19 protein-coding genes are annotated in these 26,268 nt (G+C 40.3%); 15 read left to right on the forward strand and 4 right to left on the reverse strand.

Annotation, left to right across the window (positions count from 1 at the left end; translation table 11 throughout):
- The first annotated feature begins 278 nt into the window (after positions 1-278).
- Positions 279-3,020 carry a GTP-binding protein gene (locus M3182_RS07840; RefSeq protein WP_251557584.1) on the forward strand — a complete coding sequence of 914 codons (2,742 nt, stop codon included), beginning with the start codon at positions 279-281 and terminating at the stop codon, positions 3,018-3,020.
- Between the two features lie 67 nt (positions 3,021-3,087).
- On the opposite strand, the gene M3182_RS07845 is transcribed toward M3182_RS07840, so the two are convergent.
- The 3 genes from M3182_RS07845 to M3182_RS07855 all read right to left on the reverse strand — a co-directional run bounded on the left by M3182_RS07845 (position 3,088) and on the right by M3182_RS07855 (position 6,127).
- Positions 3,088-3,645, reverse strand: coding sequence for a sugar O-acetyltransferase (locus M3182_RS07845; protein ID WP_251429073.1), 558 nt, complete (start codon positions 3,643-3,645; stop codon positions 3,088-3,090).
- 37 nt (positions 3,646-3,682) lie between these two features.
- Positions 3,683-4,705 (reverse strand): ROK family transcriptional regulator, encoded by a 1,023-nt coding sequence (locus M3182_RS07850; protein WP_251557585.1) that lies wholly within the window; start codon positions 4,703-4,705, stop codon positions 3,683-3,685.
- A gap of 210 nt (positions 4,706-4,915) precedes the next feature.
- The gene (locus M3182_RS07855) at positions 4,916-6,127 is read right to left on the reverse strand and encodes an MFS transporter (protein WP_251429077.1); all 1,212 of its coding nucleotides are present in this window, start codon (positions 6,125-6,127) and stop codon (positions 4,916-4,918) included.
- Positions 6,128-6,316: 189 nt separating this feature from the next.
- Here M3182_RS07855 and M3182_RS07860 point away from each other — a divergent pair, with 189 nt between their 5' ends.
- Complete coding sequence (locus tag M3182_RS07860) at positions 6,317-7,069, forward strand: FixH family protein (protein ID WP_251557586.1); 753 nt, start codon at positions 6,317-6,319, stop codon at positions 7,067-7,069.
- A 238-nt stretch (positions 7,070-7,307) separates the two neighbouring features.
- Positions 7,308-8,498 (forward strand): M14 family metallopeptidase, encoded by a 1,191-nt coding sequence (locus tag M3182_RS07865; RefSeq protein WP_251557587.1) that lies wholly within the window; start codon positions 7,308-7,310, stop codon positions 8,496-8,498.
- 338 nt (positions 8,499-8,836) lie between these two features.
- On the opposite strand, the gene M3182_RS07870 is transcribed toward M3182_RS07865, so the two are convergent.
- Positions 8,837-11,215, reverse strand: coding sequence for a M14 family zinc carboxypeptidase (locus M3182_RS07870; protein WP_251557588.1), 2,379 nt, complete (start codon positions 11,213-11,215; stop codon positions 8,837-8,839).
- A 465-nt stretch (positions 11,216-11,680) separates the two neighbouring features.
- On the opposite strand from M3182_RS07870, the gene nirB reads away from it, so the two are divergent.
- The 12 genes from nirB to M3182_RS07930 all read left to right on the forward strand — a co-directional run bounded on the left by nirB (position 11,681) and on the right by M3182_RS07930 (position 26,223).
- Positions 11,681-14,107 (forward strand): nitrite reductase large subunit NirB, encoded by a 2,427-nt coding sequence (gene nirB, locus M3182_RS07875; protein ID WP_251557589.1) that lies wholly within the window; start codon positions 11,681-11,683, stop codon positions 14,105-14,107.
- Positions 14,108-14,122: 15 nt separating this feature from the next.
- Positions 14,123-14,431, forward strand: a complete 309-nt coding sequence (gene nirD / locus M3182_RS07880; protein WP_251429089.1) for a nitrite reductase small subunit NirD — start codon at positions 14,123-14,125, stop codon at positions 14,429-14,431.
- 83 nt (positions 14,432-14,514) lie between these two features.
- On the forward strand, positions 14,515-15,948 hold the full coding sequence (gene cobA / locus M3182_RS07885; RefSeq protein WP_251557590.1) for a uroporphyrinogen-III C-methyltransferase: 1,434 nt from the start codon (positions 14,515-14,517) through the stop codon (positions 15,946-15,948).
- A gap of 296 nt (positions 15,949-16,244) precedes the next feature.
- The gene (locus tag M3182_RS07890; protein WP_251557591.1) at positions 16,245-17,165 is read left to right on the forward strand and encodes a DMT family transporter; all 921 of its coding nucleotides are present in this window, start codon (positions 16,245-16,247) and stop codon (positions 17,163-17,165) included.
- Positions 17,166-17,250: 85 nt separating this feature from the next.
- Positions 17,251-18,018 carry a 3-hydroxyacyl-CoA dehydrogenase gene (locus tag M3182_RS07895; protein WP_251429097.1) on the forward strand — a complete coding sequence of 256 codons (768 nt, stop codon included), beginning with the start codon at positions 17,251-17,253 and terminating at the stop codon, positions 18,016-18,018.
- Between the two features lie 156 nt (positions 18,019-18,174).
- Positions 18,175-19,320, forward strand: a complete 1,146-nt coding sequence (locus M3182_RS07900) for an acyl-CoA dehydrogenase family protein (protein ID WP_251429100.1) — start codon at positions 18,175-18,177, stop codon at positions 19,318-19,320.
- A gap of 46 nt (positions 19,321-19,366) precedes the next feature.
- Positions 19,367-20,518, forward strand: a complete 1,152-nt coding sequence (locus M3182_RS07905; protein ID WP_251557592.1) for a thiolase family protein — start codon at positions 19,367-19,369, stop codon at positions 20,516-20,518.
- A gap of 42 nt (positions 20,519-20,560) precedes the next feature.
- The gene (locus tag M3182_RS07910; protein WP_251557593.1) at positions 20,561-22,129 is read left to right on the forward strand and encodes a fatty acid--CoA ligase; all 1,569 of its coding nucleotides are present in this window, start codon (positions 20,561-20,563) and stop codon (positions 22,127-22,129) included.
- A 95-nt stretch (positions 22,130-22,224) separates the two neighbouring features.
- Positions 22,225-23,316, forward strand: coding sequence for a CaiB/BaiF CoA transferase family protein (locus tag M3182_RS07915; protein WP_251557594.1), 1,092 nt, complete (start codon positions 22,225-22,227; stop codon positions 23,314-23,316).
- Between the two features lie 159 nt (positions 23,317-23,475).
- Positions 23,476-25,095 (forward strand): long-chain fatty acid--CoA ligase, encoded by a 1,620-nt coding sequence (locus M3182_RS07920; protein ID WP_251429112.1) that lies wholly within the window; start codon positions 23,476-23,478, stop codon positions 25,093-25,095.
- An 18-nt stretch (positions 25,096-25,113) separates the two neighbouring features.
- A complete protein-coding gene (locus M3182_RS07925) occupies positions 25,114-25,602 on the forward strand; it encodes a DinB family protein (protein ID WP_251557595.1) in 489 nt (162 codons plus the stop codon).
- Between the two features lie 66 nt (positions 25,603-25,668).
- Entirely contained in the window at positions 25,669-26,223 is a 555-nt protein-coding gene (locus M3182_RS07930; protein WP_432806595.1) for a thioredoxin family protein, read from the forward strand.
- Positions 26,224-26,268 lie beyond the last annotated feature (45 nt).

Raw genomic sequence — 26,268 nt, forward strand, 5'->3', positions numbered from 1 at the left:
CCTTTGCATGTCTATTAAGGCTAGTTTCTTCTATTATATAATATGACCGTCTGACAACAAGGACAAACGTGAAAAAAAGGAGGACTACACCCTTAAATTTGTAAATAAATTCGTATGATATAAGAACGAAATAGTTTATATTACAATTTGTTTCCTTTTTGTTACAGAACGGAAAGTTAAATGACATTTATCTCTGTTAAAAGTTTGGTAGAATACAAGTGTCAGGATCATAGGAAATAATCAAATAAGACGGGAAAATATAGGTTGGAGGATTCCAAATGACAATAGAAAATCAGTTCATTAATAAGACCTATTTTGAGGAAATAATTGAAACTCCTACAGAAGACCCTATCCAGGTACTTAGTGAGCTATATCTAGAGGAAAATAAGAAGGAGATATCGGACTTTAGTTATATACGTTTTGCGCAAGGAGAGGTTTATTTTCATTATAAGGATTATGAAACAGCGATCTTCAAATGGGAGAATATTCACAATGAACTTGGACCTTGGGCAAAAAAGAATATGGCGGATGCCTATCTAGAGTTAGGCTTACCTGAGACCGCGGAAAGTCTTTATCAATCAATTGAAGGAGCTAGTCCTACATTACAAATCGAATCTGGACTACGATTGTTATCGATTTATCGAGAGAAAGGCTGGATTGAGCAGGCAACAGCCATTGTTCATTCAATTGTTACGATTAATCCAGATTATCCGAGATTAACAGAAACAGCATGGGAGTTTTTTGAAGAGCAAGCAGATAGGGATAATGCGATTAAACTTGCTTCTGAGGAAGCTGTTCGAACAGGAAGTTTAATTTGGTTTAATCGAATTGAAGACTATATTGGAAAAGGATATACAGCTGAGAAAGAACCATCCTATTTTAATTCGGTTCTCACTTCGCTATTCTCGATTAATCGACGCCGGTTTGAACAACTGGTTGGGACACTGTGGAACAGCTATAAAGGGAAAGAGACTTACTTACAGTGGATGCAAAACTTTAATTCAGTGTTTCTTGATTTAGAAGTCAGTCGTAATGAATCTTGGAATGAGTTATCGAAATGGTATCAAGAAGCATATTTAGAGTTGATGAACGGGTCTCGTTTGATTAAAGAACTTTCTCAACTCATCCCTAATCATCTAACAAATTGGGTTAAAATTACAGATTCATCTACATCTCTAATGGCCTCAGCAGCAGTAATGGCTTGGAGTGAGAGGTTTCCATCAACGATTCCAACAGAAGTAATTCGAGAAGCAGAAGAACTGATTCTTAACGCTGAAAATCATCCAACGGCACAAGAAGATAGCTTAGAATTATTACAAATGGTTGAGAAATGGGCGAAGGAAAATGGAATCGAACCAGGGCAAATCAATCAGTGGAAAATCAACGAATTGTTGGATCAAAATCAGTACCATTTGTTATTAGCAGGTCGTCTTGAGGAAGGAAAAGCCGAATTCATTAATCAATTATTCAATGAAACGCTTTTGACTGGTCCGACATCATCGATTGTAGCATTTAAATATGGAGAAGAGCCGGTTATCCAAGAAGTGACTGATAGTGGCACTGGTGAAATTAATGATAAAGAACAGTTCCAAGCAGCAATTGGTGTGCGACGTCAGAACCATAAAAAAGAAGTCGTCATTGACTTTGCTTTACCTAATGGATTTCTAAAGAATAATCAAGTGAAACTCGTGGGTCTTCCAGGAATGAATGAACAGAACGTAAATCAACATGCTCTTTATCAGTATGTTCACTTTGCGGATGGCTTGTTGTTCTTTCTCGATGAAGAAAGTTCACTGACAGATAAGGAGAAAGAGATCTTAAAGCAAGTTAATATTACCGCTCCTAATCTACCGATTCACTTTGTTATTCCAAAGTCTGGTTTACTTACCACTGAAGAAGAGACGCGGTTAATTGAGAAAACACTTAATCGAATTCAGGTTTATTATCCTAAGGCTAAACTGTTCATTCACTCAACCAATGGGAATAGTTCAGCGCTAAACCGAGAATTCTCAGAGTTCCTAAATTCCTTTTACGAAAAAGATAGAGTAGCCAACCAGCGAATCACTCAAATTCAACATTATGTACGCAAATCGATTGATTATTTATTAGATAAGCGTATTGAAATGGAGACAGAGTTGATTGATTCCATTCGCTGGAATGAGGAGATGGTATCGAAATTAACCGGGGCTATTCATCAGATTGAGGATTTAGAGGATGAAAAGAAAAAATCGATTAAGAATAGTTATGTAAGCCTAAAAGAAGAGTTAAAAAGTGACATGCTTTTAGAGATTCCTAAAATTCTTCGTGGTTGTGCGGAGTTAATTAAAGAGGATAGTGATTTTAGCAAACTCCATTTGGTGTTAAATGATGAGATGAATAGAAAAGTTCAAGATTATCTAGAAACTGTCATGTTGAAAAAGTTCCACGTTTCTCTACAGGAGTGGATTCAATCTGCAAGAAGTGAATTCGATCAGTCACAGTATATGTTGGATGAAATGTGCGCAGGATTTAATGGAATGTATGGTGAAGAGCGACTTCAACAAGAATGTGATTTCAAGATTCTGGATGATTGGAAACGGGATGCCAACCGGATGACAAGTGGCATTCAACTTGAAAGAATGAATTTCTTATTGCGCTTTACACCTGCTCAATTTTTATTGAAGAGTGCTGGGAAACTACTTTCGGTTCTTCCACAAAACAATACCATGATCTTTACTAAATATAAGGCTCATATTGAAAATGAGGATTACCAAGAATTTGCTCATAAAATTGCCCGCAAATTCTTTCAGCAATTTGAGTTGTTTGAGCAAGCAATCGAACGTGATATTAACTTATTCTATAAAGAGCCACTTGAGGTTTTAAATTCAGCAGTTGAGGAAGCTCTTCAGTTGATTGAAACAAACAAGGCGGAACTAGAAAGTATGCGAGTAAAACCCGAATTGTACCGAGACCCGCTTAATCTGTTTGAAGTGCAGCTTAGACAATATGAATGGATGGCAGCCGCTGGAAAGCAAATATAAAGTAAAAAAGATCAGCGATAACGCTGATCTTTTTTATCTCTATAATGCTATGAAATGAATTGGCTTATCAAACAATCTTTTTAATAATTTTAGCCGGATTTCCGCCAACAACAACGTTATCCGGAACATCTTTTGTTACAACTGCCCCTGATGCAATGACAGCATTGTTCCCTATCTTTACTCCTGGGTTAATGATGGCACCGCCCCCAATCCATACATTGTTTCCAATAGTAATGGGTTTTGCATACTCTTTGCCCGAATTCCGTTCAGTTGAATGAAGTGGATGGGTAGCTGTATAAATTTGAACTCCGGGCGCTAGCATACAATTATCCCCAAAGCGCACTTCACAAACATCTAAAATTGTACAATCGAAGTTAGCATAGAAATTTTCCCCTACATGCGTGTTATAGCCATAATCAAACCGAATATTTGGCTCCATCGATAAGTTTTCTCCAGTTGAACCGAGTAATTCTTTTAATAATTTTGTCCGTTTTTCTCCTTCAGTTTCTAAAGTCTGATTATAGACTCTAACTTTGCGTCTTGCTTCTTCACGCTCTTTTACCAATACTGGGTCAGCAGGATCGTACATTTCTCCAGCTAACATTTTCTCTTTTTCTGTTTTCATTTTATATATCCTACTTTCAAAACATATATCGTTCAATTTAATTTGGTTCCATTAGCATAAGGGTAATTCCGAGACTTTGTAATCCATATAAATAATCTTGTTTCCAATCACTAATTGTAAGGTTTGGAAGATGTTTAGATGGGATGTATTTTGAGCTCCCTATAGAAATCTTTTTTAAGGTTGTTTTTTCGATTTCGTCACTACAAAAAATGATTGTATGAGGATTAATAATCGCTGTAATTGTTGCTATTAATCGGCAAATCGCATCAATTTGAGCATCAGTAGAGAAGGTTGCGGTCATCGAATCACGATCATTTTCCAAAGCCTGCCGAAAGTTTCGATCGTTATATTGAGGGACGAATGAAACCTCGCCTGCAAAAAATGTACTACCTCGGACCACATCTCCATTGATCAAGAATCCTGCACCAGGTCCATTTTGACCAGAATATAAATAGACAAGGGATGTGTTGTTCTTCAGTCCACTATTTTTGTGAAATCCAAGAACAGCAGCATTCATATCATTCTCCACTACGACAGGTATGGAAAAGTGCTGTTCAAAATAGCCTTTTAAATCTAAGTTGTGAAACTGCTCGTATCCTGGGATATAAAAAATCTTTCCGTTATCAACCGACCCTGGGACACCAATTGCGATTGAACGAATGGTTGGATGTTGATCTACTATTTTTTCCATAAGCTTTGTTAAAGAAGTTAAATCATCTTCAACTAATACGCCATCAGTTTTTCCCGTATTCTTTACATCGCCTAAACAGTTATAAACAATATAATGGGTCTCTGTTCTCTCTAAAAAGATTGCCAATCCTAACATATACTCCGGATTGTATGCATATCTTTTGGCCCTTCTCCCACCATTTGAATCATCAAGACCGACTAGAATAAGTTCCCCTGCTTTTTCCATCTGTGCAAAGCATTTACTAATTGTCGGGAAACTGATTCCTAATCTATCACTTAGTTCAACTATGGTGGAACTTCCGAGTTCTAAGAGAGACTTGCGAATATTAGTCAGGATTTCTTTTCTCACTGATTTAGGAGTAACTTTCAAAGCATCACCGCCAATTAATAGAATAAACTTTTTAAATAAGTTTATTAAGTATTCATCAAAAAACTTATTAAAGAGGTTTAATAAGTGTTATTAATAACATAGCACATAAAATGGCTGTTAACAATGAAAGAGGGAAAGGGCATTACCATAAAGTGAACAACCAGTAAAATATAAAAAAAGCAGTTCAAAATTTGAACCGCTTTTTATCCATCAATGATTTCTGGCGAGTTTAGGATGCTTCTGCATCGAACTCACTAAGATAAGTCCACTAATTAGTAGGAGGGTACTTGTTATGAAAAACACAGATGAGATTCCGAACCACCCCGATAGGAATCCACCGAGTAGTGGACCAATAATATTGCCTAGAAATCGAAGACTTGTATTATAGCCAAGAACTTCTCCTTGCATTTCAACCGGAGCCTCGTGCCGGATGTAAGCAATCCTAACTGGGATAATACCTCCGAGTGTTAAACCCAGAGCAAAGCGAATTAGGACTAGTTGCCAAATATTCGTCACAAAAGCTCCAGGGAAATAAATAATTGCAGATAAAAATAACAAAATGACAAGAATCTTGATATAGCCGATGCGATCCGCGAGACTGCCCCATTTTCTCGCCATAAACAGGTTTCCCAAACCTGCTGCAGAAAAAGCCAACCCAGAGAAGAAAGCAATGCTCTCAACACCATTTAACTCAACAACATAAAGCGATAATATCGGTTGAATGCTGAAGTTTGCCACCTGTATAAGTGTTGAAATGAACATGACATTTAACAAGATGGGGTTTTTGATTATATGTGACCAGACTTCCTTCTTACTATAGGTTTTCTTCGTTTTTGAAGTTACACCAATGCGGTATTCTTTTACAGTTAAGACAAGAATCCCTGATAGTAAAATAAAAAATGACGTCGATTGGAATGTTGCAGCATATCCAAGGCTATCAGCTAGTACTCCCCCAATCATAGGACCAATGAGGGAACCGGTTATACTACCCGTTTGTAAGGTCCCGAGAACTTTTCCGGCCGTCTCTTTCGGTGTTTGGGTGGAAATAAACGCTTGTGATACCGGAATAAAACCGGAGAAAAAGCCCATAAATAATCTCAAAATAAATAATTGAAACACGGAGGTGGCATAACCTAAAAGAAACATTGATATAGCCATCCCAAATCCTAAAAACAATAAAATTCTTTTTCGACCAAATTTGTCTCCCATTCTACCGATAACAGGAGAAAAAAGAAACGCTGTAACAAAGGTTATCCCAAAAGTAATCCCGGACCAATTCTTAACATACTGATCAGAAAAATTCCCGAATGTTTCGATATATAAAGAAAGGAACGGCATGACCATCGTCATACTACCAGCGACAAAAAAATTGGCAAACCACATGATTGCCAGATTACGTTTTCCCACTTGTTGCTGGGTCATTTATTATACACTTCTTTCAAGTTGATATTTCGTTTACCTAAATAATTATAGCAAGAACTCTATTGGATTAGAACTAAACCGACTTTTCTTGTAACAATTGGCATACCCTAGAGGTTTGTACTTGTTTTTTATGTTGGAAATGATATGTTATTTTTAGATATGAAAATATAAACTTTTAGGAGTTAGAAAATGAAAAAAGTTGTTTTATCAATAACTATTCTTATGGTTTTGTTAATCAGTGCCTGTGGAAATGGTGAAGAAAGTGGTCAGAATGCAGAAGTCCCAGCCATCCTTGAAGTGGAGCTCAATTTACCTGAAGAAGAGCTACAGCCCGGTGCTGAAGTCACTTTAGAGACTTATGTGTCACAGGGAGGGGAAGCAGTCGAGGATGCAAATGAAGTAAAGTTTGAAGTGCTGAAAGAAGGCGAAGCCGACTCTGAGATGCTCGAAGGAGAGCACCAAGGAGATGGTCTGTATGCAGCAACCATGCTATTTGCTGAAGCAGGAAGCTACAAAGTGACCTCGCATGTAACAGCTCGCGATATGCATAATATGCCTTCCGAAACATTGATAATTGGAAACGCTAGTGAAGTAGAAGCAGAGGATACTGATGCTCACTCCGGTGAAAGTGAACACCATCATGAACATGAAGGAGCGGTAACTGTGGAGCTTCAATCAGATGTGGAACCTCAAGCAAATCAGGAAAATGAGCTGTCTGTATTGGTTAAAGAAAAAGACAACCCTTTAACAGATGCAAAGGTTTCATTTGAAATTTGGCGTGAAGGTCAAGAAAAACACGAATTCATTGATGCGAAGGAAACAGGGAATGGTATATATAAAGCAGGTAAAGCTTTTGAGTCTGCCGGTAACTACCAGCTTAATGTTCATATTAATAAAGATCATTTACATGAGCATCAGCTTTTTACGCTTACCGTAAAATAAAAAATCCAATAGTTTGAGTAGCCAGGTACGTACACTAAACGTGCCTGTTTTTTTGGGCTAATGTACGACTATCCTAATGGCAACAATGCTCGGTGTTTGTTGTGGGAAAACAATTTACTTGCTCTAATTGGATAAGAATTGGATAGCAAATTCATCCAGACCTGTGTCAGAGATATATAATTCTAGAAGTCAACATATGTTTATATAGATGCGATTCTGAACAGTGGGAGGAGCAGAAATGGACGTATTTGTAAGACAAGGGGATACTCTCTGGCGTTTTAGCCAGATTTTTAATGTGAATTTACAGTTGGTTATTGATTCTAACAGAGATATTCAAGGAGGAAGTTTATCGATTGGCCAACGAGTGAGGATTCCAGGGTTTGTTGCCGTCGATCATCGTATCAAACCTGGCGATACTTTATGGGGCATTGCCTCGAGGAGAAATTTATCACTAGATGCTCTATTCTTAGTGAATCCTGATATTAATCCAAATCGCCTACAAGTGGGGCAGACGATTAAAGTGCCACAGCGGATTACTTGGAGACTCGTTCAAGGAAAACAGGAATACGATTATAGCACGATGATGATGGATTTGGCACGACTTGAGCGGGTATACCCTTTTTTACGGTTGCCTTCTGCAGGAGAATCCGTTTTGGGCCACACAATACCTGAAGTATTGATTGGAAATGGCCCAAAACGGGTTCACTATAATGGCTCTTTTCATGCAAATGAATGGATTACAACGCCTGTAATTATGACATTTTTAAATGACTATCTATTGTCGTTAACGAATTATCAGCCAATCAGGGGATTATCTATGCAGCGTTTTTATGGTGAAAATACACTATCGGTTGTTCCAATGGTCAATCCGGATGGTGTCAATCTAGTCCTGAATGGCCCACCTGCCATCGAACCGCACCAAAGTAGGGTGGTCGAGTTAAACAATGGAAGCTTAGATTTTACTGGCTGGAAAGCAAATATTCGTGGTGTTGACTTGAATGATCAATTCCCAGCGCAGTGGGAATTAGAGAAGGAAAGGAATCAAGTTGGTCCGGGACCAAGAGATTATGTAGGTGAAAGTCCTTTAAGTGAGCCAGAGGCAATTGCGATGGCCGAACTCGCAAGGCGACGGGATTATGCTAGAGTATTAGCATTTCATACCCAGGGGGAGGTCATTTACTGGGGCTTTGAAAATCTTGAGCCTCGGGAGGCAGAGACAATTGTCCAAGAATTTGGTCGTGTAAGTGGCTATGAACCGGTAAAAACCATTGAGAGTTATGCCGGCTATAAAGATTGGTTTATCCAAGATTGGCGGCGTCCAGGGTTTACAGTTGAGCTTGGCTTTGGGGTTAATCCATTGCCGTTGTCTCAATTTGATGAGATTTACGAGGAATCATTGGGGATATTTTTGGCAGGGCTGTATATGTGAGTAGGGGTGCGTGCGTTGTTTGGTGAGGCGATAGAATATTGATTGGAGATATTTGGTGTTTGTAGAGTATACTGGGGCTTTGTTGAGAAAATGGGTAGATTGGTATAGCAACACCGAAGAAACGTAGAGAAAAGAGATAGTTTCGTAGAAAAAACGGCCAAAATCGTAGAGTAAAAATAGGAATTTGAATTTTGCATGTGTGTTTTCATCTATTTTGTCGTTTTGTTAATAAAGCAAAGCCCGGCATTATTTAAATGCCGGGCTAAATCTAATTTTTGAGTGAGATTAGAGTTAAATATAGGTATCTAGCTACAGAACCATGCACTAATAAGACGATTTTACTTCGTGAAAATTGAATTCGATAGTAGGCGGAACAAATAATCAGTATGGTCGCGGAAGCCTGCTTCAAGACCGATCAAAGTAACATCTTTATCCTCTTCCTTAACAATCACTGGTTGGCCTTGAGCAATATTGTTATTTGCCCAGTGTCCAGCAAGGAAGAAGTTTTCGGAATCATCGATTGATGCAGCAACTTCATCATTTCCTGCCACTTCATACCATGTTGGGCGATAGACGAATCCAAAGTCATCTTGACCATACGCTGCTGTTAATCCTTCACCGGAATAATCAATTTTTACAATACCATTGCTGTTATAGCCGGCAGTTTTAACGGTATTATCTGTAAGACCAAGTTGTTCCGTAGCAATCGATGCCCCTGCACCGACAGCAAGGTATTTTCCACCATCAGCTAAGAAGGAGTTTATATTTTGTTTCAAAGCATCTAGTTGTGCCTGACTCTGAAGGATGAACTCCTTATTTCCGGCTCTATTCGTACTAGTGGTAATTAACGTTTCAGTTCCACTATAAACGAACACATCGAATCCACTTAACCCTTGCTCTGCGACTTCAACAGGGGTTACTTCGGTCACATCAAAGCCAAGGCGTTTTAACGCAAGCTTGGTTCCCGCATGGGATTGAGCTTTGTTGATGCCGCCATCTTTTAAAATAGCCACTTTCATGCTTTGCAAAACTTCCGCATCAGCAGGTACTTTTGCTGTGCCGATTTCTAAACCTGAGGCTTTCACAGCTGCTGAAACTTCGTTTGCTTTAGCATTAGCATAGAAGTTCCCCTCAGCATCACGTAATACGGTCACACCTTCGTTTAACAACGTATTCGCAAGTTCGACTGCTTTTACAGAACTGTTTGGAATCAAGAATGGACCTTTTCCAGAAACAGCACCTTGTCCGTCCACTTTATTCACCTTTGAGGAGACGACATTTACTTCTTCCTGAACTGGATTGGCTTCAAAACCCCATAGTTCAGGAAGGCTCCATGCGGAAATATCATACATGGAAGGAGTATCATTCGAGATATCCTCTCCATCCCAAAGCATTGTATTGGCAAGACCTGCTTTAGCTTGATTCATTGGGACAATGTAGGTTCCCTTTTCATATTGCTTTCCACCTGCAGTAAATGACTTTGCAGCTTGTACCACTTCAATGTCATTAAAGAGAAGGTGGTTAACAGCTTTTTCCGTTACTGTAGGGTCTTTTTCATCAACAGGTAGGATGTAGGCATTTGGAAAATGTCCTTCATCATGGTACGGATGGTCAAACTGAATTCCTCGCTTGAACATCTCAATTTGGTCTGTGATCATTTCCTGTTTGTTATCTGTCGCGTATTTTAGTGCACCCATGATGGCGTTGTACATCCAACGTACACCATCTTCGTCGTTTGTTGGCGACTCAAGGGTATGTCCATATGCACCGTGATACATTGCATACATTGGCGTGAAAATTGGTGGATAATCATCCCAGCCATCAGCATCATCACGTTGAGGAATATAAACACCTTTCATTTCTTTGTATTGGTTACCATCGTAACTCACTTTGTCTGCTAGAATTTCAGACTCCATTGCCTCGGCTTGGCCGTATGCCCATTTTTGATATAAATCATATTCATAATTTGGATTATGTGGAGGAGTACAAGGTTCAATGAGTCCTTCTAAATTAGGACCATAACCACTTACATAACCGTGAGTATCAAGGAATACCATTGGATTCCACTCGGTAAGAAGCTCTACCGTTTCACGTGTTTCTGGCTGTGATTGCGTAATAAAGTCACGGTTTAAGTCAATTCCCTCGCCATTAAAACGAGTGGCATCCACACGTCCATCAGGATTTTGGACTACATTGAAAATAAGAATGTTATTTTCTAAGATTTCCTTTGTTTCTTCGTCGTTCTCAAGAGCAAAGCGCTCTATTAACTGGATAACCGCGTCACTGCCAACAAATTCAGTTCCATGGATGGATCCATTGATCATAATTGGAACTTTAAAATCAGGGTTATTCGCAATCCAATCCTGAGCTTTTTCAGGGTTTTTAAACATTTGTTTTCTTAATGCTTGAATCTTTCCGAACTTCCCTTGTGATTTCGGGTCGGCAATCGTAACAACGTAGAGTGGATAACCTTCAGAGGAAGTTCCTCTAACTTCAACCTTGATTCGGTTCGACTTCTTGTCAATTTCCTCAAGCTTTTCACCGATTTGAGAAAACTTCATAAAATCATAGTTTTCACTATTAAATAAGCTTTCATCTTGTTCTTCATTTACGTTTACATTTACCCATTTAACCGGACCTGCAAGTGCAGCGGGTGTTGGGATTGAAACTAGTAAACTAGCAGCAAGCACACCCGTCATCCATTTTGTCTTTTTCAAATTAAATCCCCCTAATATGCATTAAAATATAAATTTACGTATAAATATTCATTGGTTTTATTGTATTTTAGTAGGGTCACCGGTTCAATAGTTCAATACTCCTGTTATTTACATTTATTGGGATGTATATGTATGTGCGATTTAGGCTATTAGTACTAGATATGGATAAATTTACAATAACGATGTGGGATTTGACAAATGTATCTTATATAGAGTTCATGAAGCAAGTTTTTGAAGGAAACAGGGAAAAGTGTGTTGCATGAAGAGGCTGAAGTCAGTATGAGTGTCCCACAATTTCCCCTCTAAGTTTGACACATTTGTGAAACAATGCACAAACAACAGAAAATGTGATTTATTTCACAAAATAATTCACCTAAAAGGATTACAATTTAATCATTAAGAGAACAATATATACCCTTAACAAGGTGCTAATAGATAACATTCAATTAATAGGGGGAATTTGGTATGAGCAAGAAAAAACTTGTAATGATTGGGAACGGTATGGCTGGTGTGAGGACAATCGAAGATATGTTAAAGATTGCCCCTGAAGCATTTGAAATTACCATCTTTGGAAATGAACCACATCCAAATTATAATCGGATTCAACTTTCAACTGTTTTACAAGGTGATACTACTGTAGAAGATATTATTATGAATAGTTGGGAATGGTATCGGGATCATGATATTCAATTGTTTACGAATGAAGCAATTGTAAAAATTGATTCCGAAGCAAAACAAGTGATTTCTGATAAAGGTAGAAAAGTAGAATATGATGAATTGATTATTGCTACGGGTTCAAGTTCGTTTATTTTACCAATTCCGGGGGCCGATAAAAAAGGAGTTACGGGTTTTCGTGATATCCAAGATTGTGAAATGATGATCAAGACAGCGAAGGAATATAAAAGGGCAGCGGTGATTGGGGGCGGCTTGCTCGGTCTTGAAGCGGCACGCGGCTTACTTAACCTTGGCATGGAAGTGGATGTTATTCACTTAATGCCTCATTTAATGGAACGGCAGCTAGATCCAACGGCTTCGAATATGCTGAAAGAAGAGCTTGAAGCCCAAGGAATGAATTTTATCATGGAAAAGCAGACTACAGAGATTCTTGGAGACGAAAGAGTGACTGGTCTACGCTTCTCAGATGGAAAAGAAATTGCTGCTGATTTGGTCGTTATGGCAGTAGGAATCCGACCAAACGTTCAAGTGGCAAGCGAAAGTGGAATTTATGTGAATCGCGGCATTGTTGTTGACGATTATATGCAAACAAGTATGCCAAATGTATATGCTGTCGGTGAATGTGCAGAACATCGCGAAATGGTGTATGGCTTGGTTGCTCCTTTATATGAACAAGGAAAAGTGCTCGCTACGAAACTTTGTGGTGTCGAGACCAAACCTTATGAAGGCTCCATTGTTGGAACAGGCTTAAAAGTTTCGGGTGTAGATTTATTTTCAGCAGGGGAAATCAATGACGATCCGAAAACGAAATCGATCAAAGTGCATAACGAATTTGATGGTGTTTATAAAAAAGTTATCATTCGTGACAACAAGATTTCCGGTATTGTCCTTTATGGTGATACAAAAGATAGCTCAAGATTATTTAGAATGCTGTTGAAAAAAGAAGACGTAAGCGGTATGACGAGCGTGTCGATTCTAGAAAGTGGTTGTTGTGGAGGCGGAGAGTCAAGTGATGTTGCCACAATGGCAGCTGATGAAATTGTTTGTGGCTGCAATGGAGTTACAAAGGGAACAATTGTCGAAGCGATTCAAACGAAAGATCTAACTTCTGTTGAAGAAGTGGGAAGTTGCACAAACGCTGGTCGTTCATGTGGACGTTGTAAGTCTTTAATCTCAGATATTCTTGCTCATGCGCTAGGAGACAAGTACGATGTGGCAGCAAAGAAAACGGCTTTATGTGGTTGTACAACTTTAAGTCGTGATGAAGTTGTAGCAGAAATTAAGCAAAAGGGTCTGACAAGTGTGAAAGAGGTCATGAATGTCCTCGGATGGAAACAAGAAGAAGGGTGTACAAAGTGTCGTCCAGCCTTGAACTATTATCTAGGCATGATCCTTCAAGACCAGTATAAGGATGATCGTGACTCTCGACTTGTAAATGAAAAGATGCATGCAAATATTCAAAAAGACGGAACATACTCTGTTATTCCAAGAATGTATGGCGGTGTAACTTCTGCTCAGGACTTGAAAAAAATCGCGGAAGTGGCTGAAAAATACGATGTGCCACTTGTAAAACTAACTGGCGGTCAGCGAATTGGTCTTTATGGAGTTAGCAAAGAAGATTTACCTTCCGTTTGGGAAGACCTCGGCATGCAGTCTGGTTATGCATACGGGAAGACATTGCGTACGGTTAAAACATGCGTGGGCGCGAAGTTCTGCCGCTATGGTACACAAGATTCAATGGGCCTAGGAATTGAGCTAGAGAAAAAGTTCGAGCGTTTAGACACTCCACATAAAGTAAAAATGGGGGTATCTGCTTGTCCAAGAAACTGCGCTGAATCAGGAATTAAGGACTTTGGTGTGGTTGGAATTGATGGTGGCTGGGAACTTTATGTTGCTGGTAATGGTGGCACAGACTTACGCGCCGGTGATTTATTTGCAACGGTTAAAACAAAAGACGAAGTCATTGAACTAATTGGAGCGTTTTTACAATATTACCGGGAGAATGCGAACTATCTGGAACGTACCTCAACATGGGTAGAGCGTGTAGGGCTTGACCATGTGAAAGAGGTTCTTGCCGACGAGCAGACAAGAAAGGCTTTAAATGACCGTTTAGATAAAACGTTAGAGAAATACAATGAACCATGGTCAGAAACAATTGAAAATAAAGAGATTAAAGATAAATACTACCAAAAACGTGATGTTCCAGTTTTAGTATAAGTGAGGGGGATTTAAATGAAGAAAACGTTGGTGACAGAATATCAAAGCTTACCAGAACGGGTCGGCCAGGTTTTTCGAGTAGATGGAGTAGAAATCGTTCTTTTCAGGCTATCTAATGGGGAAGTTCGAGCGATTGAAAATCGCAGCCCACATCCAAAAGGAGGGACCCTAAGTGAGGGGTTAGTTAGCGGGGAGTTTGTTTATTGTCCAGTTTATGATTTGAAAATTTCCTTGACGGATGGAAAAGTTCAGGCCCCTGATGAAGGTCAGGTGAAAATTTTTTCAGTAGAACGAGACAACGACCAGGTTTTTATCGTAAAGTAGAAATTAACGAAAAGAGAGGACAAACTGTTCTCTCTTTTTAAAAATCGTCTATTGTATAGATCAGGGGGAAGGGTGTCGGCACCATGACAGGAAAAGTATTTTTAGTTGGAGCAGGACCAGGAGACATAGGGCTTATTACGGTAAAAGGGATGGAAGCCATCCGACAGGCAGAAGTGATTTTATATGATCGTCTGGCGAATCCAAAGCTACTTGAGTTTGCCCCTGCTGGCTGTGAACTGATTTATTGTGGAAAACTTCCATACCGACATATCTTACGCCAGGATGCGATTAACGCCCTATTAGTCGAAAAAGGGTTAGAAGGAAAAGCAGTGGTACGCTTAAAAGGAGGGGACCCTGGTGTCTTTGGGAGAGTTGGGGAAGAAGCTGCAGCTTTAGCTGAGCACGGTATTCCTTATGAAATCGTTCCAGGGATTACTTCCGGGATTGCAGCTCCTTTATATGCTGGAATTCCGGTAACCCACCGAGAGTTTGGTGAAAGTTTTGCTGTAATTACAGCTCATGATAAGTCGCAAGAGGGACAACCGAAGCTGAACTGGGCTAGTCTGGCGACCGGAATTGATACCATTGCCTTTTATATGGGGATTTCCAACCTACCATATATTGCAGAAAATCTCATAAAGCATGGAAAACCGACTGATACTCCAGTTATCCTAATTCGGTGGGGTACCTTTGGGCGTCAGGAAACATTAGAAGGAACCCTCGAGAATATTGCTGATAAAGCAAAAACAGCTAATTTTGCAAACCCTGCAATTACGTTGGTGGGGAAGATTGTTTCTCTTCGTGAAAAGTTAAATTGGTTTGAACAAAAGCCGTTATTCGGCCGGCAGATCCTCCTTGCAAGAACTGGCACGAAGGAAAGTGGCTTGGCTAAGGAATTAATCAATCAAGGCGCTGATGTCATTGAGTTCCCAAGATGGAAACGAACAAAAGCACCTGTTAATCGAGACATTCTCCGAAAACTGTCTGCTTATAAGCAAGTTTTATTTACCTCTCCTGAGAGTGTCACAGATTTTTTTGAGGATTTGATACGCGAAAGAATCGATGTGCGTAGTTTATCGGCAACCCTTTATGGGAAATCGACAAAATCGATTAAGGCTCTAAACGAAAAAGGTTTGCTTGCACAGCTTGTTGAGGAAGAGGCTAACTTTGAGGAATCTATATTGGTTGTAGGGGATAACTCCCAGAAACCAGGTGATGGAGTAGATTTTTATCTAACGAGCGTAAAAGAAGTGGATAAAAGCTTTTTGCCAATCGCAAATAGAATGTTAGAAGAGGCAGGAGTGAATACTCTACTATTTCCGTCTGCTGAATCCGTTCAAGTGGTCTTGAAAGAAGGCGTTTCGGAAGGAATCATCAGCAAGGAGCTTTTTGAAACCGCGGAAATTGCTTGTCTCGGTAAAAAAACAGCGGCAACACTGCAAGATATGGGGTTTAAAGTAGACCGAGTGGCTGCTACTCCTACAAGAAAGGATTTAATAAAGGCTTTAATGGAATAAATGATTAAGCACTACTCATAAAATAGTCATTAGAGTAGAGAAGAGGTGCTCCTTCTCTTTTAGTTAAATAATTTAGTGAAATTAGACTTCTTTAAGGCTCGCCTATTTGGCGGGTTTCTTTATTGTTAAAATCAAGTAGTGACTAGCATCAGATATTTCATAGTCTATCTGCGACTGGCATCAGCGCTTCAGAACAGAGTGGCTCCGATTTTGTTATGTGTTGCAATTGATTTACCGATATTTGGATATCTTGTGCTAGAATGATAGGGTCGAAAAACGAGAAAGAAGGGTATACCTTGAGGAATTTATCAATCTATTTAACTCTGTTGGGAGTTATGATCATCTGGGGGCTAAATGTTTCCGCTATAAAAATATTAGTTGAATCGTTTCCAACGATTCTCATTCAGGCGGTTCGTGTTTTTATGGCAGGGATCGTTGTTTTTATTGCTTTAGGGGTAATGAAAAAATTAAGGAAGCCAAATAAGAAAGAGTATGTTTACATTGTCTTTGGCGGACTATTAAATGTCACAGCACATCATTTATTCTTGGGTTTGGGACTTTCAAATACCTCGGCAGTAAACGGAGGACTAATACTAGGTATGGGACCTTTGCTTACGGCCTTGATGGCAATTCTATTTATTGGTACTCGTTTAACAATGGTACGGAGCATTGGCTTTATTTCTGGTGGAATTGGGATAGCTTTTATCGTTCTTGGTGGTGGAGAAGGGCTGAGCGGTATTTCGCTTGGCGATCTTTATGTTTTTTTATCTATTTTGGCACAAGCAGCTAGTTTTATTTTAATCTCAAAGGCTGCTAAAACGATGGATCCTCGCCTATTAACGGGCTATATGCTAATTTTCGGTTCGGTTGTTTTGATTATGGTTGGATCGGTGTTAGAGCCAGAAGGAATTATCAATGGTCTTATGAATGCAACGCTTGTTCAATGGCTTATTCTATTAGGATCTGCGGTGTTTGCAACCGCATTAGGTCATATGGTTTACAATCATGCTGTTGGAAAGGTAGGGCCAGCTGAGACGTCCATCTTCTTGAATCTGAATACTTTCTTTTCACTATTAGGAGCTGCTTTATTCCTTGGTGAAAAGGTTACGAGTTTTCATTTATATGGGTTAATCTTTATTATAATTGGAGTTTTATTTGGTTCCGGTGCATTAGAGGAAATCCAGCTTAGAAGAAGGTCTGCGAAAAATGTCGCGTGAATTTTCTGTCATTTATATTGCGAGATACATGTACATTCGTTAGGATAAATATAGTAGAACAAAAGTTACACAAGGAGGGATAGAATTGAACTCTAGTGCAGTGAAAGCAATTGTGACCGGTGGGGCTTCAGGCTTGGGAGAAGCGACGGTACGAAACATTGTAAAAAATGGCGGAAAGGCTGTTATTTTAGATTTGGCAATCGAACGGGGGAAAGCACTAACGGAAGAGCTTGGGGACAGTGTTTCCTTCGTTCTAACTGATGTAACGAATGAAGAAACAGTGAAGAACGCCATTGGGCAAGCGGTTAGATCACTCGGTGGTCTCAATACTGTCGTCAATTGCGCAGGCATTGGTGTTGCCAGCAAAGTGGTTAGCAAAAAAGGAGTTCATGATTTAGACCTGTTTTCAAAGGTCATTCAAATTAATCTGATAGGTACGTTTAATGTAATCCGTCTTGCTGCTGAGGAAATGAAGAACAATGAGGCCTCAGCTAATGGTGAAAAAGGGGTGATAATCAACACAGCCTCTGTTGCCGCTTTTGAAGGGCAAATTGGTCAAGCGGCTTATAGTGCTTCTAAGGGTGGCATTGTAAGTATGACGTTACCAATTGCTCGCGAGTTAGCTCAACATGGCATCCGTGTGATGACCATTGCTCCGGGATTATTCCATACCCCAATGTTTGACACTCTTCCTGAAGAGGCAAGAACCGCACTTGGAAAAATGATTCCATTCCCTCCTAGACTAGGTCACCCAGAAGAATATGCTCAGTTAGTAAATAGTATTATTGAAAACCCAATGCTAAATGGTGAAACAATCCGATTAGATGGAGGCATCCGGATGCAGCCCAAGTAAATGCTATACAGCGTGAGTGAGCAGAAAAACTAGTCTGATTTTATTATTTGTAATCTTCAGTCTTTGTCTCAATAGAATAGTAGTACAGTCTATGTTTGACCAACAAAGAAAAATAAGTCGAAAATTGTAAGCGATTGCATAAAGGAGAAGAGGCTAATGAGACATCCATACTTAACAGATGACCATGAAATGTTTAGAAAGTCGTTGCGGAAATTTCTTGAAAAAGAAGCTTATCCAAACTATGAAAAATGGGAAGAAGACCGAATGATCCCGAGAGAATTTTGGACAAAAATGGGGGAGCAAGGTTTTCTATGTCCAGATCTCGACGAGAAATATGGTGGAAGTGGAGTCGATTGGGGTTATTCGGTTGTTATTAATGAAGAACTTGAGCGTGTTGGTTCGGGCCTAATCGGGATTGGATTACATAGTGACATCGTGGCTCCTTATATTAATTCCTATGGAACAGAAGAGCAAAAACAACGCTGGTTGCCAAAGTTTGTGACTGGTGAAATCATCTCGGCCATTGCGATGACGGAACCCGGCACAGGTTCAGATTTAGCGGGTATTCAAACAACAGCTATTCTTGATGGGGACCATTATATTTTAAACGGACAAAAGACATTTATTACAAATGGAATCCAATCAGACTTTGTTTTAGTTGCATGTAAAACTGATCCGAAGGCAGTACCGCAACATAAAGGGGTAAGTTTGTTAGTTGTCGAAAGAGGAACACCTGGGTTTTCGCGTGGAAGAAAATTAAACAAAGTAGGGTTGCATTCACAGGATACGGCTGAACTAATTTTTGAAGATTGCCGTGTGCCGAAAGAGAACTTAATTGGGGATGAAGGGAAAGGGTTTCTTTATTTAATGGAAAAGTTGCAACAAGAAAGACTGCTAGTTGCGATTGCAGGGCAGGTTGCCTCAGAAGTCATGTTCGAGCAAACACTAGAGTATGTAAAAGTCCGTCAAGCGTTCGGGAAACCAATTGGGAAATTCCAAAACACGCAATTCATGCTTGTGGATATGGCTACTGATATTGAAATGGGACGTACGTTCCTAGACCAATTGATTGCTGAACACATTGAAGGTAAAAATGTTGTGACGAAAGTATCGATGGCAAAATGGAAGTTCACTGAAGTGGCAAAAAGAATTGCCACCGAGTGTATGCAGCTCCACGGAGGATATGGATATATGGAAGAATATGAGATTGCGAGAAGGTTCAGAGATATTCAAGTGTCAAGTATTTATGCCGGTACGAATGAAATTATGAAAACCATTATTGCAAAAAATTTAGGGCTATAAATAAAACGAGGGCACTGCTTGTTCCCAATTTAAAGGAGGAAATCATTTGAGAGAAGTGGTAATTGTTGAGGCGGTTCGAACACCTGTAGGTAGAAGAAATGGACTTTTAAGGGATATTCGTCCAGACGTGTTAGCTGCGGAAGTTTTGAAAGAACTTGTTCGGCGGACAGGTATTGAGGCAGGACTTGTTGACGACGTAATCCTAGGATGTGTATCACAGGCTGGAGAACAAGCTGGAGATATTGCCAGAGTTGCAGCGTTAACAGCTGGTTTCCCAATTGAAGTTCCGGGAACTACGGTCGATCGCCAATGTGGCTCTAGTCAACAAGCTGTTCATTTTGCTGCCCAAGCAATTTTGTCTGGAGATATGGATATCGTGATTGCCGGTGGGGTAGAAAGTATGTCCCGTGTTCCGATGGGATCGAACTATGGAAACGCAGACCCATTTAGCCCGCAGTTACGCGAGAGTTACGAAATGATTCATCAAGGCTTGTCAGCAGAACGGATTGCAGAGGCGTATGGATTTACTCGAGAAGAACTGGATGAGTTTTCAACTGAGAGTCATCGCCGTGCATTGAAAGCCCAAGCTGAAGGCTTTTTTGAAAAAGAAATTATGCCATTAGAGGTTACGCTTGAAAATGGAGAAAAGGTCGTTATTAAGGATGACTCTGGTCCAAGAGAAGGCACCACTGTTGAGGTTCTTGCGAATTTAAAAACCGTTTTCAAAGAAGATGGTGTCATTCATGCCGGGAATTCTAGCCAAATTAGTGATGGCGCTGGGGCGTTATTATTAATGTCGCGAGAAAAAGCAGAGGAACTTGGATTAAAGCCGCGTTTTCGCGTGTTAACAAGAGTTGTGGTTGGATCGGACCCTACAATGATGTTAACAGGCCCAATTCCGGCAACAAAAAAAGTGCTTGAAAAGGCTGGTCTTACTGTCGATGACATCGATGTGTTTGAAGTAAATGAAGCTTTTGCCTCTGTTCCGCTTGCTTGGTTAAAAGAGATTGGTGCCAACCCTGAAAAATTAAATCCAAACGGTGGAGCGATTGCGCTAGGACATCCTCTGGGTGCGAGTGGGGCACGGCTAATGTGTACGATGATGAGTGAACTAGAAAGAAGCGGTGGTCGCTACGGTTTACAAACCATGTGTGAAGGCCATGGAATGGCAAACGCAACCATTATTGAGCGTATTTAATTTCTAAAGTGGATAAATTCAACCGAGTATAGGGGGTAAAAGATGACCACTGTTGGCAAAATGTTCGATTTAACCGTTCAAAAGTATCCACACAAAGAGGCACTTTATGAACCGAGGAAAAACCTCCGGATGACCTATCAGGAATGGAGTATCGAGGTAAATAAGCTTGCGAACGCGCTTTTAAAAGAAGGTGTAAAAAAGGGGGACCGGGTTTCAACGTATCTTTATAATACGGAAGAACTCGCAACAACTTTTTTTGCTTGTGCAAAAATCGGTGCTGTTTTTAATCCAATTAACTTCCGGTTAATGGCCGAAGAAGTTGCCTACATTTTAAAGGACGCAATGCCGAAGGTTGTCATCTTTGAGAAAGATCTTGAATCGGCGATTACTTTAATTGAAAACCGCTTTCCACAGACTGCATTTTGGTTTATTGATGACGCGCCACCAGCATATGCTGCTGGCTACCATGAAAAGGTGCAACAAGCAGCAGATGCACCTATTAACATGGAAGTCTCGGAAACAGACCTTTATGCCATTATGTATACAAGCGGGACAACTGGACGTCCAAAAGGTGTGATGCATTTACATCGCGATATGGCAGAACAAAGCCTAATTGTCATGCATGCAAAAAAGTTAAATCCTCAAGATGTAGGTCTTGTCACGGCACCAATGTTTCATTGTGCTGAGCTTCATTGTGCCATACTCCCGCGTGTTCATATCGGGGCAAAGAATGTCATCCTCCACCAATTTCAGCCACAGAGAGTGTTACAACTTATTGAAACAGAAAAAATCACCAAATTTTTTGCTGCACCAACGATGTGGAATATGCTTCTACAAGAAGATTTATCTCAATATAAGATTGATAGTCTACAACTTGGATTATATGGAGCCGCGCCAATGGCCCCCGCCCTTGTACGTGCCTGCCAAGAGAAACTTGGAATCAAACTTGTTCAAGCCTACGGGATGACAGAGATGGGACCGGCAATTTCGTTTTTATCAGAAGAAGATCAATTAACTAAAGCGGGGTCAGCTGGGCAAGCCTGTTTAAATCATGAAATTCGAGTTGTTCGGGCTCGCGAAGATGGCCCATCCGACCCGGAAGAAAAAATGCCAGTAGGTGAGAACGGGGAAATCATTGTTCAAGGTCCGTGCATGATGACAGGTTATTATAATCGTCCAGAAGCTACTGAAAAAGCTCTATATAAGGGTTGGTACCACTCTGGAGATATTGGTTATCTTGATGAAGACGGGTATTTGTGGGTCAAGGACCGTGTTGACGATATGATTATTTCTGGTGGCGAAAATATTTATCCACGTGAAGTTGAAGATATTCTTTATGAACATAAAGGAGTCTTAGATGTTGCCATTATAGGTCAACCAGATGAACGCTGGGGGGAAGTTGTCACCGCATTTGTGGTCAAGAAAGATCCGGCATTAACTGAGTCAGAGCTTGATGCATTATGCAAACAGAGCGATAAACTTGCAAACTATAAACGTCCTCGAAAGTATATATTTGTGGACCAATTGCCGAGGAATGCAAGTGGAAAAATTCAAAAGTTTGTTTTACGCAAACAACTAGAAGAGCTGTTCACGGGGAACAAACACAGCTAATGTGCTGTGCTTAAGTAGGCGCTCTAACAGAGCAGAATAACTAGAAAAGTAGGCAAACCTTTCAGGCAATGGGCATATGAATGTGAGGGGGATTTATGTTAGATGGAATACGAGTCATAGATTTTACAAACTATCTTCCAGGGCCTTTTGCGACGCTTAGACTTGTAGATTTGGGAGCAGATATTATCAAAATTGAACCTCCCAGTGGAGATCCTGCTAGAAACACAGGTGTTCCAGAAGGTGAAGAAACAGGTGCCGTTTTTCGAGCACAAAATCGTGGAAAAAAAAGCGTTGCTTTGAATTTGAAAGCGGAAGAGGACCGGGCTATCGCCCTAAAGCTAATTGCTCAAGCTGATGCCGTCATCGAAAGCTTTCGACCAAATGTAATGGCAAAGTTGGGCCTAAGTTATGAAGAAGTCAGCAAGGTCAATCCTAAAATTGTTTATGTTTCAATCACTGGTTATGGGAAAGAAGGAGCAATGGCGGAGCTAGGGAGTCATGACCTTAACTATTTGGCTTTAAGTGGAATTCTTGCTCAATTAAAAGGTCGAGAAGGAAGGCCAGTGCACCCGACGAATACATTTGCTGATTTCATTGGTGGGATGGCGGCATCCGAACGAATTTTAGCAGGACTTGTCTCCCGATTGAAAACGGGGAAAGGAAGTTACCATTGTATATCTCTAACAGATGCAATGATTTCGTTGATGACCAACCACGTGTTAATTGAAAAGGAAACAGGATACCCATATGGAGTCAATGTCTTAAATGGAAGCATTGTTGCCTACGGATTATATGAAACGAAGGATAAGAGATTCATGAGTATGGGGGCTCTTGAGCCGAAATTTTGGGAACAATTCTGTCACGCTGTTGGTCGAACAGACTGGATTACTGCTCATTTTTCAAAAGCAGAAGCAGGAAATCCAGTCTATGAGGAACTTCAGTCATTGTTTAAAAGTAAAACATTAGCAGAGTGGACGGAGTTCGGTCAGCGAGTAGATTGTTGTTTAGCTCCTGTACTGGAAACTGGGGAGCTCGCAACCTTCCCATATTTCCGGGAGCGCGAAGTAATTTATGAGTCGCTAGATGGAGTTAGACAAGTAAGAATGCATGGAGATAAACAAGTAAATCAACAGGCACGTCCACCTGAAAAGGGAGAACATACTCAGTCTGTTTTAAAAGACTTGTAATCTAGTAGTATGCTCACTTTTTTCAACAATCACTTTGTAAAAGTAGCCTTTCATTTATAAAGATAACTTTATTCAAATTCAACTTTAGGATTTTTAGTTTATCAAAATTCTAGAGGAGATTTATTTTGAGAATAAAAATGGAAAGGGGTTAGGATGCCAATGATGAACGTACCTTTAACAGTCGGTTCTTTACTAGAAAGAGCAGAGAAGTTTTTTCCGAAAAAGATGGTCATTTCCAGAACTTTATCTGGAATTCACCGGCTTACTTATAAGGAAATTGGAGAGCGCACAAGAAGACTCGCGAGCGCGCTAGAAAAATTAGGAGTCAAACAAGGCGATAAAGTTGGGACATTTGCTTGGAACCATCATCGTCATTTAGAGGGTTACTTTGCGGCCCCAGGGATGGGAGCTGTGCTGCACACAATCAATATCCGTTTATCAGCAGAGCATATCACCTATATAGTCAATAACGCTGAAGATAAAGTGTTGCTGATTGATGAGGACTTGCTGCCACTAATTGAAAAAGTCAGTGATCAATTTAACTGTGTTAAAGCGTATGTCATTATGACGGATAAGGACGTTCTTCCCGAAACTTCTTTGGCGCCAGTCTATTCTTATGAAGAACTGCTTAAAGAAGGTGACCCTGGCTTTGAGTTTGTCAAAGATATTGATGAAAATGCGCCTGCGGGGATGTGCTATACCTCTGCAACGACAGGGAACCCAAAGGGGGTGCTTTATTCTCATCGCGGGATTGTTCTTCATAGTTATGCGGCAGGTTTGGCAGACACGATTGGGTTGTCTGAGAGTGATGTTTGTTTAGCTGTTGTACCGATGTTCCATGTGAATGCATGGGGACTTCCCTTTGCAGCTACTTGGTTTGGCTCGACCCAAGTAATGCCTGGGCCGCAGTTCACACCAAAATTATTAGTCGAACTAATTGAACAAGAACAAGTTACACTGACTGCTGGTGTACCTACGATTTGGTTAGGTGTTCTGAAAGAGCTCGAAACTGGAAATTATGATACTTCTTCCTTACGTGTCATCCTTTGCGGTGGATCAGCTGCTCCACGAGGAATGATTAAAACTTTTGAAAGTAAATACAACATCCCATTCCTACACGCATACGGGATGACTGAAACGACACCTCTCGTTACAGTTTCAAGATTAAAGAGTTATCAAGAGAATCTCGACTTGGAAGAAAAGCTAGATATCCGATCTAAGCAAGGGTTGCTCGTACCAGGTCTTGAAATGAAAGTTGTAAGCGGTGATGGCGAAGTGGAATGGAATGGTCAAGAAATGGGCGAACTCCTTATTCGGGGACCATGGATTGCTGACGAATATTACCGTGATGAGCGGACAAAAGATGCGTTCCGTGATGGCTGGTTGTATACAGGTGATGTGGCAACTGTAGATGAAGAAGGTGTAATTAAACTAGTTGACCGGACAAAGGATTTAATTAAGAGTGGTGGCGAGTGGATTTCATCGGTTGACCTTGAAAATGCCTTAATGGCACATGAGGCCGTATTTGAGGCGAGTGTGATCTCTGTGCCTCACCCACAATGGCAAGAGCGACCGCTTGCATGTGTTGTACTGAAAGAACCATTTAAAGGAAAAGTAAATAAGCAAGAATTGCTCGATTTTATTGCGCCTCAATTTGCTAAATGGTGGCTGCCAGATGACATAATTTTTATGGAAGAAATCCCAAAAACGTCTGTCGGGAAATTCCTAAAACGTGCCCTTCGTGACCAATTGAAAGACCATTTAGTTAATAATTCATAAACGAGGAGAGTGAAACAAATGGTATTAGAACAAATACAGGCTGTTAGAGACGAAGTTTTACAAAGTGTAAAAGGTCTTTCTGATGAGGAATTAAACAAAGCGCCTTCCGCTGAGAGTTGGAGCATTGCTCAAGTATTACTTCATTTGCAACAAATCGAGTCTTATTTCCTCTCACTTATGGATGCCGCCCTTCAAGGTCCAAATGAAGAGGTAAAGGAAAGAAATTTAGCTTATGTAACGGACCGTTCGCATAAAGCAAAATCACCTATTGATCCGCCTTCAGGATTTAAAACAAGGGAAGAAATCGTGGTTCGATTAACTCAATCTCGTGAAAAAGTTATTGCGTTGATCGATAAGAAAGATCCTGCCACTCTTTCAGAAAAGGCGCTTAACCACCCAGTGTTTGGTAAAACAAGTGTAAAACAAACACTCGAGTTTATAGCTGCTCATGAGAAACGTCATATTGAGCAGATTCAGGAAATTAAACAAACACTGGTGGTAAAATAAGATGGAAAAGGGAGGCACCTTTTGGGGGTGCCTTCTGTTATTTAGCGAAAGTGGGGTTGGTTAATAGTGAAAACATTAACAGAATGGTTTGTGCAGGGGATGACACAACAAGAATATATCTCGAGTATGACAAAAAACAGAGAAGAAATGTTAGGAGTATACAACAAATTTCAACTTGAAGACATGGATAAGGAATTTCTTCACCAGCTGCACTCAAGGGAATTACGAGCGCTGGTTTTGACAGCAGACTGGTGTGGAGATGCGATGGTGAATCTCCCCATATTTATGAGAATCGCCAATGAGGCCTTAATTGAGGTTCGCTACTTCATTCGTGATGAAAACTTAGAATTGATGGATCGCTATTTAACTAATGGAAAATCACGTTCGATTCCGATTATTGTCCTTGTGGATAAAAATGGAGAGGAAGTGGGCAAATGGGGTCCCCGCGCACCAGAAGCTCAAAAGCTAGCAGATGAGTTATTTGGCTCATTGCCAGCTAAAGGAACACCAGAGTTTGAAGCAGCATTTAAAGAAGCGATTCCACAGTTTCAGAAAAACTTATTAGAGAATCGGGAATTGCATGCCGCTATTTGTGCGGATATGATTTCTTCGTTGAAATAGTAGTTAGTCGGCTAGTGCAATGGTACAACCATAAAAAGCAGTCTA

This window comes from Mesobacillus maritimus, from assembly GCF_023715205.1.
Classification (GTDB): Bacteria; Bacillota; Bacilli; order Bacillales; family Cytobacillaceae; genus Mesobacillus_B; species Mesobacillus_B maritimus_C.